The organism is Xiashengella succiniciproducens (genome assembly GCF_023674465.1).
Lineage (GTDB): Bacteria > Bacteroidota > Bacteroidia > Bacteroidales > Marinilabiliaceae > Geofilum > Geofilum succiniciproducens.
The window spans coordinates 876,362-891,500 of record NZ_CP098400.1; the positions used below are offsets into that span (position 1 = coordinate 876,362).

Annotated in this window: 12 protein-coding genes; 4 read left to right on the top strand and 8 right to left on the bottom strand. The window is 44.1% G+C overall.

The features are described from left to right. Positions 1-83: 83 nt before the first annotated feature. Together M9189_RS03745 and panB are read right to left on the bottom strand one after the other, a co-directional pair. A complete protein-coding gene (locus M9189_RS03745) occupies positions 84-806 on the bottom strand; it encodes an RluA family pseudouridine synthase (protein WP_250724692.1) in 723 nt (240 codons plus the stop codon). A gap of 28 nt (positions 807-834) precedes the next feature. After that, the gene (panB, locus tag M9189_RS03750) at positions 835-1,653 is read right to left on the bottom strand and encodes a 3-methyl-2-oxobutanoate hydroxymethyltransferase (protein ID WP_250724693.1); all 819 of its coding nucleotides are present in this window, start codon (positions 1,651-1,653) and stop codon (positions 835-837) included. 115 nt (positions 1,654-1,768) lie between these two features. Here panB and M9189_RS03755 point away from each other — a divergent pair, with 115 nt between their 5' ends. Continuing rightward, positions 1,769-4,261 carry an endonuclease MutS2 gene (locus tag M9189_RS03755; protein WP_250724695.1) on the top strand — a complete coding sequence of 831 codons (2,493 nt, stop codon included), beginning with the start codon at positions 1,769-1,771 and terminating at the stop codon, positions 4,259-4,261. 30 nt (positions 4,262-4,291) lie between these two features. Here the strand turns inward: M9189_RS03755 and M9189_RS03760 are convergent, their stop codons facing one another. Continuing rightward, a complete protein-coding gene (locus M9189_RS03760) occupies positions 4,292-5,056 on the bottom strand; it encodes an MFS transporter (protein WP_256469258.1) in 765 nt (254 codons plus the stop codon). 182 nt (positions 5,057-5,238) lie between these two features. Then, a complete protein-coding gene (locus tag M9189_RS03765; protein WP_250724699.1) occupies positions 5,239-6,384 on the bottom strand; it encodes a DUF6051 family protein in 1,146 nt (381 codons plus the stop codon). A gap of 196 nt (positions 6,385-6,580) precedes the next feature. On the opposite strand from M9189_RS03765, the gene M9189_RS03770 reads away from it, so the two are divergent. From M9189_RS03770 to M9189_RS03780, 3 genes are all read left to right on the top strand, one after another. After that, complete coding sequence (locus tag M9189_RS03770; protein WP_250724701.1) at positions 6,581-7,438, top strand: LytR/AlgR family response regulator transcription factor; 858 nt, start codon at positions 6,581-6,583, stop codon at positions 7,436-7,438. Positions 7,439-7,790: 352 nt separating this feature from the next. Then, on the top strand, positions 7,791-8,300 hold the full coding sequence (locus tag M9189_RS03775; protein WP_250724703.1) for a YfiR family protein: 510 nt from the start codon (positions 7,791-7,793) through the stop codon (positions 8,298-8,300). 237 nt (positions 8,301-8,537) lie between these two features. Then, positions 8,538-10,406 carry an SLC13 family permease gene (locus tag M9189_RS03780; protein ID WP_250724705.1) on the top strand — a complete coding sequence of 623 codons (1,869 nt, stop codon included), beginning with the start codon at positions 8,538-8,540 and terminating at the stop codon, positions 10,404-10,406. Positions 10,407-10,768: 362 nt separating this feature from the next. Here M9189_RS03780 and floA read toward each other — a convergent pair whose 3' ends face one another. From floA to M9189_RS03800, 4 genes are all read right to left on the bottom strand, one after another. Next, the gene (floA, locus tag M9189_RS03785) at positions 10,769-11,773 is read right to left on the bottom strand and encodes a flotillin-like protein FloA (RefSeq protein ID WP_250724707.1); all 1,005 of its coding nucleotides are present in this window, start codon (positions 11,771-11,773) and stop codon (positions 10,769-10,771) included. A gap of 6 nt (positions 11,774-11,779) precedes the next feature. Further along, on the bottom strand, positions 11,780-12,241 hold the full coding sequence (locus M9189_RS03790; RefSeq protein ID WP_250724709.1) for an NfeD family protein: 462 nt from the start codon (positions 12,239-12,241) through the stop codon (positions 11,780-11,782). Positions 12,242-12,244: 3 nt separating this feature from the next. Then, positions 12,245-12,520 (bottom strand): ATP-dependent Clp protease adaptor ClpS, encoded by a 276-nt coding sequence (locus M9189_RS03795; protein WP_250724711.1) that lies wholly within the window; start codon positions 12,518-12,520, stop codon positions 12,245-12,247. Between the two features lie 72 nt (positions 12,521-12,592). Beyond that, positions 12,593-15,094 (bottom strand): hypothetical protein, encoded by a 2,502-nt coding sequence (locus M9189_RS03800; protein ID WP_250724713.1) that lies wholly within the window; start codon positions 15,092-15,094, stop codon positions 12,593-12,595. Between the last annotated feature and the right edge of the window lie 45 nt (positions 15,095-15,139).

The window sequence follows — 15,139 nt, forward strand, 5'->3', positions numbered from 1 at the left end:
CTTTAAAAGCAAAAACGCCCCGCGAGGGGCGTTTTTTGTAGCCTAAGCCATAATCGTATAAATCAGCATGCTGTCCTGATTGTCTATTCTTTACCAGGCACTTGCTTAGATTTCTTTGCAGGTTGCATGACGTTCTGGAATTCCTTCCAGAGAGCATCATTTGCAGGTACCGGAGCAATGATTTCTATTGGCTCTTTCTTTACCGGATGTATAAAGCTCAGACGCCTGGCGTGCAGGGATATTCCTCCGTCAGGATTAGAACGTGCAAAGCCATATTTCAGGTCGCCCCTGATAGGGCAGCCAATCTTGGCAAGCTGGGCACGTATCTGGTGATGACGTCCGGTTTCAAGTTCCACTTCCAGCAGATGGTAGCGAGCCGAACTGGAGATCAGCTTGTATTTCAGAATGGCTTCTTTTGCTCCGGGTCTCATTTTGTTTAGGACAGAAGACTTGTTTTTTATACTGTCCTTCAGAATAAAGTTGCGTAGTGTTGCTTCCTCCTCTTCAGGGAGATTCTGGACGATGGCCCAGTAAACCTTTTTGACCTCTCTGTCCTGAAACATCTGGTTGAGCCTGGTCAAAGCCTTTGAGGTACGGGCAAACAGCACGACACCGCTTACAGGTCTGTCAAGCCTGTGAGCAACTCCCAGGAACACGTCTCCAGGTTTGTTGTATTTTTCCTTGATGTAGGCTTTGACCTTGTCTGACAAAGGCTCATCACCGCTTTCGTCTCCCTGTACCAGGTCCGCTCCGGTTTTATTTACCGCTATCAGGTGATTGTCTTCGTATAGTATTTCCAGGTCCATATATCAGGCTTTCTGTATCTTAAGTGACTTAGTATTGTTCGTTTTCATTGGGGAAGTCACCCGACTTGACATCAGAGATATAGCTTTGAACAGCTTTGCTTATCTCTTCGTTCAGGTTGTGGTAACGTCTTAGGAATTTGGGAGAGAAATCCTGTGTGATTCCAAGCATATCGTGGATCACGAGAACCTGACCGTCAACTTTGCCTCCTGCACCGATTCCAATAACAGGAATGCTGAGTTCACCGGCCACCTTTTCTGCAAGTTTTGCAGGAATCTTTTCTAGCACAAGACCAAAGACTCCGGCTTCCTCAAGCAGGTTGGCATCACGTATCAATTTGGCGGCTTCTCTTTCTTCCTTGGCACGAACGGCGTAAGTGCCAAATTTATTTATAGACTGTGGGGTAAGACCCAGGTGTCCCATCACGGGGATTCCTACGGACAGAATTCTCTTTACAGATTCAAGGATTTCTTCACCACCCTCGATCTTTATCCCATCAACACCTGATTCCTTCATCATTCTGATAGCAGAAGCAACCGCGGTTTCGCTATTACCCTGATAAGAACCAAAGGGAAGGTCGGCTATTACCATAGCCCTGCCCACAGCTCTCATTACTGATGAGGCGTGATATATCATGTGGTCGAGAGTAATTGGAAGAGTGGTTTCCCAACCTGCCATAACATTTGATGCAGAATCACCGACCAGAATCACATCCAGTCCTGCTCTGTCTGCAATCTTTGCCATTGAATAATCATAGGCTGTAAGCATTGAGATTTTCTCGCCTCTGGCCTTCATTTCTCCTAAAACATGGGTCGTGATCTTCTTCGGCCCCTCTTTTGCTACTGACATAATTCACGTAAATTTTGGCAAAGATAGGGATAAAAATTAGGAAAGGCGGAGGAAATTGGTGGTTAGATGTAATCTGTATATTTTTGCAGATATTTCAAACAGTAGGGAGGCATAAGTGATTTATCCGGATAAATTTGAAGAGAAGCTGAATTTCGCCAGAATCAGGGAGATGCTGGCCGGTCATTGTCTTAGTCCGCTGGGACAGGAATGGGTCGGTAAGATGGGATTCTCATTGTCTTTCGACAAGGTCAGAACCCTCCTCGAACAGACTAATGAGATGTTGCATATTGAAGAGGATGGAGGTGAACTGCCGGTTTCCTACTATATAGATGTACGTGAGCCTCTCAGAAAGATCAGGGTTGAAGGTCTTTTCCTGGATGAGGAAGAGCTTTTTGACCTTAGGCGCTCCCTTGGTACAATCAGAGATCTGATAAGGTTTATCAAAAGCAGGGATGAGAGCAAATTTCCCCGTTTGCACGCTTTGGCGGCAAACGTGATGGTATACCCTGCTATAATCGACAGGATAGATACCATCCTCAATAAGCAGGGTAAGATAAAGGATAATGCATCACCCGAACTGCTTCGGGTTCGCAAGGATATTATCGCCATTCAGCAAAATGTCTCCCGCAGAATGGCCGCCATACTCAAGAAAGCCAAGAGCGAAGGTCTGGTGGAGGCCGAAGTATCTGTAAGCATCCGTGACGGAAGGGCTGTGATACCTGTGCTTTCAGCAAACAAAAGACGTCTGCCTGGTATTATCCATGATGAGTCAACAACAGGTAAGACAACTTATATAGAACCTGCCGAGATCGTTGAGATGAACAATGAGATCAGGGAACTTGAGTATGCTGAAAGAAGGGAATTGATACGTATTCTGACTGAGATTTCAGGGTTTCTGCGCAATTACCTTGAGGAATTGCTTTACTCATACGAGTTTCTTGGTATCATTGATTTTATAAGGGCTAAGGCTAAGTTTGCCGAACGCATCGAGGCCATAGTTCCTGAACTCTATGACGAGCCCTCATGTCGCTGGCTTGAGGCAAGGCATCCCTTGCTGTATCTTCACCACAAAGTTCAGGGCAGGGAAATCGTGCCACTTACAATTGAGTTTGCTCCTGAACAAAGGATAGTAATAATCTCAGGTCCCAATGCCGGTGGTAAGTCGGTTTGCCTCCAAACGGTAGGACTGGTTCAGTATATGCTGCAATGTGGTCTCCCGGTTCCTGTAAAGGAAGGATCTAGGATGGGTTTCTTTCACAATATCTTCCTTGACCTGGGTGATGAGCAGTCAATAGAAAACGACCTCAGCACATACAGTTCCCACCTTACCAATATGAAGTTTTTCGTCAGGAACGCCGACGGGCGTTCGCTGATACTTATTGATGAGTTTGGTACAGGTACCGAACCGATGATAGGTGGAGCCATTGCCGAGTCAGTGCTTGAACAGCTTAACAGACAGGGAGTTTTTGGAGTTATTACTACACACTATACCAATCTCAAGCATTTTGCTTCCCAGACCGATGGACTTGTCAACGGTGCGATGCAGTTTGATACAGACAAGCTACAACCCCTCTTCAAACTGGAGGTGGGCTCCCCGGGTAGTTCCTTTGCCTTTGAGATAGCCCGTAAGATAGGTTTGCCGGAACCCATCCTGGAGTCGGCCAGGAACAGACTTGGAGAGGATCATATCAACTTTGACAAGCACCTGCGTGAGATAATTAGAGACAAGCGTTACTGGGAAAGGAAGAGACGTCAGATTCATGAGGAGGAACGCAGGATGACTGATGTGTCAGAACGCTATGAGACAGAGCTGCAAAAGTTGAAGTCTGAACGTAAGGAACTCCTTGAAAAAGCAAGGCAGGAGGCTGCGGCTCTGCTTGCAAATGCAAACAAGGAGATAGAGAATACAATTAAGGCCATAAGGGAGAGCCAGGCAGAGAAGGAAAAGACAAAGCAGGCAAGGCTGGTGATAGAAAACTTCAGGGAGCGGCTTGTCAAAAACGAACTGGTTGATAATACCGAACAGGAACGGTTGGAGCGTAAGATTGAGGCGATAAAAAATCGTAAGCCACGCAAAAAGGATGAGGTTAAACAACAGGGCTCTCCTGCTAAGGCGCAGGTAGCTGAGGATACTTCATCCGTAATTGGTGAGGGTGATATCGTAAGACTTGAAGGACAGCCTGTTCCCGGAGAAGTTATGGAGATTAGAGGTGAGAATGCCATGGTTGCCTTTGGCAGTCTGGTAAGCAATGTAAAGCTTAGTCGCCTTACAAAGATTAGCCGCAGGGAGTACAAGCGGGAAGTCAGGAAGGAAAGCAGTATATCTTCAAGTCTTGCAGAGAGGATGAGGGAAAAGAAGCTGAGCTTCAAGCCAGATATAGATATCAGGGGTATGAGGGGAGAAGAGGCTATCACAAGAATATCTGCTCATATGGATGAAGCACTTATGTGTGGTGCCGGCCAGGTGAGAATACTCCATGGTAAGGGAACTGGTACACTGCGTCAAATGGTTAGGGAATATCTTAATACCCTGCCTTTTGTGTCAAGGTATGAAGACGAGCATGTGCAGTTTGGTGGTGCCGGCTTTACCGTAGTTTATCTGGACTAGTCCGGTGCTCTGCAGCACCGGGACTACAACTCAGTCTTCATGAACCGGTATTGTAGCAGTCTTATTTATCAGGGCATTTATGGCCGGGATGAAGAAGGAGACAACCCCGATAAGAATTATCATAATTCCTGATACAATAAAAGCATTATTTACTCCTATTGTGTCTGCTATCAATCCAGTATTTAGCAGACCAATCATAGAGGGAAGCATTGTTGCGCTGCCATAGATTGCAAAGGCCCTACCAAGAGCCTCAGCCTTGATAGTTGTTTGCATTACAACAGTGAAAGAAGCGTGATAGATTGCGCCTGCCATCATCCCAATGCCCCAGGCTATTTCAATAATACTCATTTGCCATGTGCTTCCTTCAAAATGGTCTATAGTCATCAGTGGGAACATCACGGCAATTGGCATTATGAAGAAGTTGGCCAGAACCACAAACCAGAACAGCCATATCATTCCCTTACTGCTAAAGATGGCCTTGAGGCCATCGTGCATTTCTCTGAACACATGGGGTTGTGCTGCATTTACAGTTTTCTCAGGATTCGGGATATGGACCATTAATAATGAGGAACATGCGATAATTGCCCCTGCAATGTCAACTGCCATAACGTGTGTCATGTCCATTGTAGTAATCATCAGTGCTGCAAGAGCGGGACCAGCAATAGTACTTACTGAGTTGATAACCTGGTTGACTCCAGCTACTCTGCCCAGTTCTGATTTGGGTGCCAACAGAGGGATGGATGCCTGCATAGCGGGTACGTGGAAGGCGCTACCTACCGAACGAAGGGCAAGCAGAAAATTACTGCATAAGCAACTATAGAGCTGCTAAGTGTGGAGAATAACTGACCTGTCCAGATAATTCCGAATACTCTTTTCCAACCCATCATGGCCGTAATAATTGACCCACAAAGGTACTACGATAAGGTTGAAATTTATTCCGGATAAGAAATAATAATTTACAGCACTATCCTGGGCGTTTATGCGAGAAACTTTGATGCCTCCGAGAAGATTGTATTGAAGGTGTCTTCAACCTCTCTGCCTTGTTCGTCTTTGAGCAAGGGGAAAGGATTTTCATGTGATCCAGGGTAACGGGGTGACAGAATACTGAAGTTTGAATGCAGTGTCTCTTCAATTGCCCGGGGAGATATTACAGAGTCAAAGCCCAGACCGAGAGTCTTAATCTGTCCCTTGATTCCTGCAAGGGCCAGGTCTCTTTCCCTGGTGCAGCAGTCACCGCAACTCAGGTATCTGAAGCTATCCCATGCCTTAGGTAACATAGGCATATTTTGTTCCGGAATTCGCATCAGGTCACTGACCTTGTAATTGCACTTCAAGAATTCATTAAGCTGTCTGGTTGCTTCACTATCTATAATTGATTTTGAGTTGGGATTCATTTTATCGACAGAAGCGCCCCCGCAGAAGAGAAATGCCCTTTCACCGGAGAACAGACTGGCGGGATTGGCTATGAGCAGGATTTCTGCGAGGAGCGCACCTATCGAATAAGCAAATATGTTTACTGACGTATTTGCTTCGAAAAGTTCGTGACGGCCTTCCTTGATTTCAGTACATAGCTTGACAAGGTCAAAATATGTCTGAGTACCAGAGATTGGAAACATTTGTGGTGTGTATTCCATTCTCAGACTTAGTGCCAGATTTGCGAAAGATGTGTTCTGCACATTCTTGTTTCTGCGTCTGTAATCTGACAAACTGTGCATAAGCCGTGCATTACCCCATTGCTGAGGTGTACGGTTCATATGGAAGGCTATTGGAAACATGATAACCGACCTGCCTGTATGTTTTACAAGGAAGTAGGCCCATGAAAGATACTTTTCCCATGAACGTTCATTAAGTCCATGAAGCAGAAGTATTGCTTTGTTGTTCTTTCCTTTAAGTTGTGAGTCGTAAAAGACGGGATACCTGAATGTGAAGTTTCCGTCTTTACCGTTTTCAGTCAATATATTCAATTCCTCCTGTGACAGAGGAGCATCAGGTCTTATTGGGGAGAAATCGAAATCACTGCTGAAGGTGCAAATGGTTGATGTTACCCCTTCACCGAAATCAGAAGTCCCGGCAGAGAGGTTAAACTGTTTCTTTAATAGTGCAGATGTTGCAAATAGTTCCATAGATGAATTTGAGTGACCTCGATAATTTTCCACAATATTACATCAAGGATTTGCAAGGCGCTGAAAAATGGAGTGTTTGGCAGTAATCTGGGGTGAATGAAAATCGTGCTGGGGTGAAATTTTATTCTTTGGGGTGAATTGTAATTGCCAGTAAATTAATATAGTTTTGAAAATATTTTCCTAAAACCAATCAGCGATGTCTCTCGAGATAAGAAAGAAGGGTTATATACCTGACTACTTTGTCACATGGCGAAATACGATCCTTCAGGTCTTATTTACAGCCCTGTTTGCCTTTCTTTTTATAAATATCTACAAGCCATTTGGGGCCGGGGAGTGGTATCAGGAGAAGTGGTGGATGTTTTCGCTTGGTTCGGCAGCACTTGTGATAGTCGGAATGATTGTAATTATAGTCAGCCGTCTTCTTATGCTGGCAAGGAGACGTAAGGGCCCCATTAGAATCAGATACTATGTCTTTTCGGTTGCAGCTGAGATTCTGTTTATGGGAGCTGCATATGCAGTACTCGAACTGGTTGTTCTTGGTGGTGTGAGACCTTTCTGGATACTGTTGTATATGGCAGTTCAGAACACCTCTCTGATACTTCTTATTCCTTATATAATAAGTTTGCTTTTCTTTTCTTGGAGAGAAAACAAGTTGACGCTTGAGCAGCTGGTATCTCAGCTGAGAGCCAAGCGTCATTTTATTCCTTTTGAGGATGAGAACGGGGTGTTGCGTCTCACAATCAACTCTGGTGATCTGCTATATCTTAAGGCAAGTGACAATTATGTGGATATAATTTACAGGTCTGGTGAGAAGACAAAGACATATGTATTACGCAATACATTAAAAAAACTTGAAGGAAGTCTGGATGGACTTCCACTTTTACGGTGTCACAGGTCATACATGGTAAATGTAACCAGTGTAAAGATTTTGAAGAGGGACAAGGGAAAGTTTGTACTGTGGCTTGATGAAGATGGCAGCATCACCATTCCGGTTTCCAGAGGTTATGCTGATGAAGTGCTGAAATACTTCGAAAGTGTTTATAGAGGAGAGTAATTTGAACAATACAGTAAGACCTCAGTCGAATCCTGCGAAAGGCTTTTTACACATATTTCAGTAGAAAGTTACATCCTCATAAGTGATTTATAATTATTTATTTGTTGCATACAATTTTAATTATTTAGAATGGACTTCTTAGCTTTTGCCCCCCAAAGCTAAACCTTAAGTGCGTGTGATGCTATAGTGTTGTTTTTCAGTATTGTAGTAATTGAATTCTCAATATGCTTCAAGACTGGTTTTAGTCTTTTTGATTTTTATTCTGATTTTTTGGTGCGTTAATTACTTTAAATTGCCTTATTAACAGGCTGTTACCTTGTAATTTTGACCCGAACCTAACACATTATACAATATGAAGGGACATTTTACTTTTCTGCTTGCAGTGGTGGCTTTATTTGTGGGAATGGAAGCAGCAGCTCAGCAACTCGCAAAACCACAGGCAACATTGATTTACAGTATAGTAAGGTTGGTAGATTGGCCCGAGCTATACAAGGATCAGACCTTTGTAATAGGTGTAGTTGGTGATAAGATGGATATCACCAGAGAGCTGAGAGCCGGTAAGGGTGACCGTACTGTACGTGGCAAGGAGATTGAGATTGTTGAATATGCAAGCATTAAGGAGGTAGGCAAGTGCCACCTGTTGTTTGTACCCAACGAACATCTCAACAGTTTTACAAAATCGGGTACGAATCTCTCCGGACAACCAATTCTGGTAATGACTGAAAGTTCATATCGTCATCCTGATATTTCAGTGATTAATTTCTCAGTAGTTGACGGCAAGCTGGGGATTACTTTGAATGAAGAAAATGCAAAGAGCAGAAAACTGGGTTTAAGCAAACAATTGATTAACTTCGCAAGGTAATTTCGTAATCCCACACGAGAATACACTTTCAGGCTGTCCCTGCTGGGGCAGCCTTTTTTCGTTTAAAACATTGATGTCATATATCATGGAGGCAATTTGCTTAGTCCTGATATTTCTCCCGCACCAGATTATAAGCTCCCCATGAACGCTTTGAATACTTACCATTAATAGGTAAATTTGTAAGTGTTTGAAGTTCTGTTCCACCCGTTTTTACTATTTCAATTCATAATATCTGCCATGGGAGATTCGCTTATTGTGCTTGTCGTACTTGCGCTGGCCATTGTTTTTTTTGTTAGTGGAAGACTGCGTTCTGATATTGTGGCACTTCTTGCCCTTGTTACGCTGATGTTGTTTGGAATACTCACTCCGGCTGAGGGACTGTCGGGTTTTTCGAATTCCATAGTTGTGATGATGATAGGACTGTTTGTAGTGGGAGGTGGCATTTTTCAGACAGGACTTGCAAATATTATAAGCAACAAGATATTGAAGCTGGCAGGAACAAATCCTCTATCTCTGTATCTGCTTGTGATGCTTACCACAGTTGCGATAGGTGCATTTGTGAGCAATACGGGTACCGTAGCAGTTATGCTTCCGATTATTGTGTCTCTTTCGGCAGCTGCCGGTATTAGTGCCAGCCGTTTGCTGATGCCCTTGGCTTTTGCAAGTAGCATGGGTGGAATGCTGACCCTTATTGGAACACCGCCCAATCTTGTAATCAGTAATGAGCTTGTCAAGAACGGATATGAGGCTCTGTCTTTCTTTTCATTTGCGCCAGTTGGTGCGGTCTGCGTGGTACTTGGAGTCGTGGTGCTCTGGCCTTTATCCAATTTATTTCTATCAAAGAAAAGATCGGATGAAGGGGGTACAAAAGGCAATAATAAGTCAGCAAAAGATTTGGCAAAGGAGTATCAGATATCAGAGAATCTTTATCGTCTCAGGGTTGGATATAATTCATCACTAGTATTCAAGAGCGCCCAGGAACTGGATATAGCCAACAGATACAGCATAGTCATACTTGAGATCAGACGAAAGGAAGAAGGCCGGCGTAGTCTGTTTTCGAAAAGTGTTAGCCAGAGGATGGCAGCACCTACCACTATCATATATGCAGGAGATGTACTTTATGTAATGGGGGAATTTGAAACTGTAAAGGAGTTTGCTGAAAAATACCAGCTTGAATGGATTGTGGTCGGGGACAGTGAAGAAGGTCTTCCTGTACAAGAGGAATTGGGTGGTGGTGAGATTGGAATCGCTGAGGTGGTAGTACTATCCAATGCATGGCTGGTAAATCAGAGGGTGATGGATTCGGGTTTCAGGGAAAAATATCATGTCAATATCCTGGGTATTCAGCGTAGAAAAAGCTACATTCTTAATGATCTGAAGAATCAGAAGATACAGTCGGGCGACGTATTATTGGTTCAGGGTAAGTGGAAGGATATATCGCTGCTAAGGGAGAAGACAGGTGAACTGGTAGTTGTGGGTCATCCCGAACAAGAGGCTGCAAAGAGTCTGATCGTCAACAGGGCGCCTGTAGCTGCGATTATTCTGGTTGCTATGGTTGCAGCCATGGCTTTCAACCTGGTATCTGCCGTTACTGCCGTTATGGTTGCAGCCCTTCTTATGGTAATTACTGGCTGTCTTCATAATGTGGAGGAGGCATACAAGACTATCAACTGGGAAAGCATTGTGCTTATCGCAGCTATGTTGCCTATGTCGATAGCGTTAGAAAATACAGGTATATCAAAGATGGTAGCAGTATTTCTAGTTGAGCAACTTGGCTCCATGGGTCCGGGCTTCCTGCTTGCCGGAATCTATGTTGCAACATCTATACTAACGATGTTTATAAGTAACTCTGCAACAGCCGTACTTTTTGCCCCTATTGCAGTACAGTCTGCTATTGAGTTGGGTGTCAACCCTCATCCGATGCTGTTTGCAGTTACCGTTGCTGCCAGTATGTGTTTTGCAAGTCCGTTCTCCACACCACCGAATGCTCTGGTTATGTCGGCAGGCAGGTATAACTTTATGGACTATGTAAAAGTGGGCCTTCCGGCACAGCTAATCTTCGCTGTTGTGATGATTCTGATTCTGCCTCTTATCTGGCCGTTCTGACCAGATAGCGCACTGAATCTGAATCATAGTTTTCTACAAATGATCAGGGATATAGGTGCCAGTCCTAAACCAGTTATGGCATGATTTGCACCTACTGACAGTGCATCACTACCTGTTCTCACAGGGGCAAGGCATGGGCTTGTATTTATAGGCAGAGCTTCTGTGGGTTGAAGCACAGGATTGCAGTGTAGAGAATGCAAGTAAAATACCCAGTATTATTACGCTTGATTTTAGTCCCTTTTTCCTCATTACAGCACAGTATAGAAGTATTGCAATTTATACGCACAAGCAGTAAAATTGTTCGATACATATAAAAAAAGAAAGGCTGACCTAGGAGGGGTCAGCCTCTTTGCGGTTATGAACTACGATATCTTATCGTCCTTATCCTTTTTCGACTTGTTACCCGGAGTTTGTTTTGACAATGATTCTCTCATAGCAGTATCTGCTTCTATGTTTTTATATTTTACATAGTCCATGATACCAAGATTGCCGTTTCTGAATGCTTCGGCCATTGCCAGAGGTACTTCAGCTTCAGCTTCAATAACCTTGGCTCGGGCCTCCTGAGCCTTGGCCTTCATTTCCTGTTCGAGAGCCACAGCCATGGCACGTCGTTCCTCTGCTTTAGCCTGAGCGATATTCTTATCAGCTTCTGCCTGGTCCATCATCAGTTCGGCACCAATGTTCTTACCGATATCGATATCAGCGATATCAATAGAGAGAATCTCGAATGCGGTACCTGCATCAAGCCCTTTATTAAGAACCAGTTTAGATATTGAGTCCGGGTTTTCAAGTACTGATTTGTGTGAAGCAGCAGAGCCTATCGAAGAAACTATACCTTCACCTACACGGGCCAATACAGTGTCTTCACCGGCACCACCAACAAGTTGCTTGATATTGGCACGAACAGTAACACGAGCTTTGGCAATAAGTTGGATACCATCCTTAGCGACTGCAGATACCGGAGGAGTATCAATAACTTTGGGGTTAACTGACATCTGAACCGCTTCAAATACGTCACGACCGGCAAGGTCGATGGCAGTAGCCATCTTGAAGCTAAGATCGATATTTGCTTTTGATGCAGATACAAGGGCATGAACTACCCTTTCTATATGTCCTCCGGCCAGGTAGTGGGCTTCTAGTTCATCTCTCTTGACATCATGTAGTCCTGCCTTGTGAGCTTCAATCATGGCTCTTACGATCGCAGATGGCGGAACCTTCCGGATACGCATCAGGATCAGCTGAAGCAATGATATGCGAACTCCGGTAACAAGGGCGGAGAACCACATTACTACTGGTACATAATAAAGGAACAGGAAGAATAGGACAACTATTATCGCTATTAATCCAAAGGTTCCGAAACTTTCCATATTATTTTAGTTTAGAGGTTTAACAATGATGTGAGTCTTGTGAACTTTGACAACTTCGATTTCAGTACCTGGGTCCAGGTAGCCTCCGGGGAAGCGTGCTTCGATCTCCTCTTCGTTGACCCGTGCCTTACCCACTGGGTTTAACCTTGTAATCGTTACGCCCGTGTCACCCACATTGATGCTGTTTTCATCCACAGTCTGGATATTACTGTCGATCTCAGTATGAAGCATAAATCGCTTCCATGTTTTGCTTCTTAGAGCGAGCACTACAGTGATTGCGAGCAGTAATAATGTTCCAAACAAAACGATATGCCCTGTCTGCGGTCCATAATTAGCATAGGCCATATAGATGCCGCCGCCTATCATAGCCAGGCCGCCTAAGGCAGCAATGGTTATTCCTGGCAGGACAACGAATTCAAGTATTAGCAGGAAGATCCCTGTAATAATAAGCAATATGATTATCGTCATATGTTAGTTAATTGTTACAATTAATTCCCTGTCGCTGAGAAGTTGTTGCAGCTGTTCGAGTTCTACCAGAGCCCCTCTTTTAATCTCACAATAGCCTTTATAATGTGTAAGGACAGCACATTGTTCTGCCTGTTCCTTGTTGTGCAGGCATACATCCTGCAATACCCTGATCACATGTTCAAAGGTATTGACATCGTCATTGTGAAGTATCAGCGTTCGTTCTTCCAACTGTTCCTTTCCGGCATTACTGAACTCACTTTTTTGGTCGCAAGCTGCCATTGCATAAAGTTTGCGTTAAGATATGAAAAAAATACGTTCTTTCCTTATAACGCTTTTATTTAAAATGTGAGGTTAATCCATTTTTCGGGCCTCTTCGAGGGAAATCTGTTTCCCATTGAGGAAGGCTACCACAAAGGCTCCGGGAAATCCGGCCTCTCTGATGCTGTTAACACTTTCTCTTGCAGCCTCATAGTTGGACCAGGAACCCGTAAAGTACTTCTTAGTATCTGTGCCTTCAACATCAACACTCGTAACAGGAGGTATCCTGGCAAGGGCAGCAGCATTGGGTGTATTCCTGAACACACCGATTTGTATCCTGTATTCCGGTTTATCCTTTTTTGCTGTAGCAAAGGCACCTGACACAACATTTGAAGGGGTGGCGGGCATAGTGTGAGGAGCCGGGAGTTCCGCTTCCTCACCCTTGTGAATGGCAGGATAAGAAGGTGTGCGGATTCCGGATTCAATAAACCTGGTTCCCTGACTTACTGGTGTTATAGTAGCCGGTGTAGCAGGAGCAGAGGCTCCTGCATACTGGATCTCTAGTGATTCTTCCAGCATATCGACACTATTCTTCTTCAAGGCCAGCAGGTGCTCTATCTGTTCGGGATTATAAACAGTCAGTTGTTTCAGGCTTTGCTCAGCCTCATTAAAACGAGTACGGGCATGGCTTGCAAGGTCTTCGCTTCCGGGGTTGCTGGATGTTGATCCTATAGCAATAGCCTTTTCGTAATAGTTCTTGTATTTGTAGTTGAGGGCCTTTTCATACAGCTGCAGCGACAGGTGCTTAAACTCCCTTGACAGCTGTACCAGGCTGTCCATCTCGGCCTGAATCATTTCTTCAGCATTGCCGGAGACCCTGTCCCTGATACTGATTGTTTGCGTTCCTGCTTTGCGTGACATTTCAAGGAGTCGTGCTGATTCAAGTGACAGGATATTACCCCATACTATCAGTGAATCAGCTCTTTGTAGTTCGGCAATCTGCCCTGTATTAAAGAATGCTTTGTAAAGTCCGTTTCTGAGTTCCTTCTTTTTCATAAACTCATTATCGGAATAAAATGTCAGTTTATAGCCAGCTATCTCAGCGAGTAGTTTTTGAAACTCACTTTCCTCAATGGCCACCTTGTTGATAATGCTACTCTTGGGTTTGTACTGACCATTCCTCCTTAGTTGCAGGATGTAGTCATTTTCTACTTTTTGTGCACGTTGGTAATAGCCGTTGATTTCATCTTCAAGTCCATAGGTCTCTTTCTCCAGTTCAACGATGGTCTGAACCAGCTGTTCCAGTTCGTTCCTGTCATAGCTTTGACTGTAACGTCGTCTTTTCTCACTCATCAATTGTTGCAGGCTGTCCTGTCTGAGGCTGATCTTGTAGCCTGAACGGAATATTTCCAATGCCTCCCGGCTTTGGAAATGTTCAAAGCGGGTATAGACAAGGGAGTCATTTACAACAAAGTTGAACAGATCCTCATTCTGGTAGGATCTTGAAGCATGGATGGTGGTTCCCGTTTTCCTGATTGCAGCTTCATCCAGTTGCAATAAAGCAGCCTGTTTTACTTCATTGATATCCCTGCTCAGGTTTCTAACTACTGAGTTATCCCAGATCATTTCGACGACTACATACTTGCCATTTTCGACACCTCTGTTGGTAGTAAACCAGGCTTTACCTGAATAGATGTCGGGTACAAGGAAGAAGTCATCATCGGGCGAGTTGAATGGAGGACCCAGATTGGCCGGCTCTGAAAAGCTTCCTGTAGAGGGATCGAAATAAGACTGATAGATATCAAGACCACCCATTCCGCCCGGTCGGTCGGAGCTGAAATAGAAGGTTGTTCCATCAGTCAGCAGGAAGGGATAGAGTTCGTTGTAATCACTGTTGACCTCTCCTGTAAGTTTTTCAGCATCAGCCCATGAGTCAAGCAGTCTGACAATTTTATACAGGTCGTATTTGCCATTGCTGGCCATCAATGGGAAGTATACCTCATTGCCCCTTTCAGTGCGGAACACTACCTGGTCGGCTGATACACCAACCCTGAAGAAGTCACCTGCCTTAAGTAGCTGACCGGCATCTTTTGAGAGAGAATATAGAGAGGATATTTCCTCAAAACTTACCGTATCCTTAGCTGTTACCTTTACTGCAAAGTGCTTGTTGATAAGCTGTTCTGCACTTCTGCATTCATCGATGGCCTTTTTGGCAGCCTTTGTTAGTTCATTTTCAGTTTTCTGAGATTTCAGGAATTTATTGTAGTTTTCAATAGCCAGTTGCACTTCATATTCACGTTGGTACAGATAGCCCAGGTAGTAATATACATCCTGACTTGGTGGACGTGTTGAAGCAAGTTTCAGGCGTTGAATAGCCTCACTTCTGTTTTTATTAAGTTTACAAAGAGCAACACCATAGTAATAATTGTAGTTGTAGTCGCGGTTGTTCTTTTCAAGCAGTTTCTTGTACTTGGGCAGAGCCTCAGCATATTTTCCTTCATTGAACAGTTTGAGTGCTTCGGTTTGATCAGGTTGCTGGGCATTGATCCCGGTAATAGCAATAAAGGAAAAGATGAAGTATAGGATTTTTCTCATTAACTTGCAGTTTTATGTCTAATACGGCATCAAATTTAGTGAAAG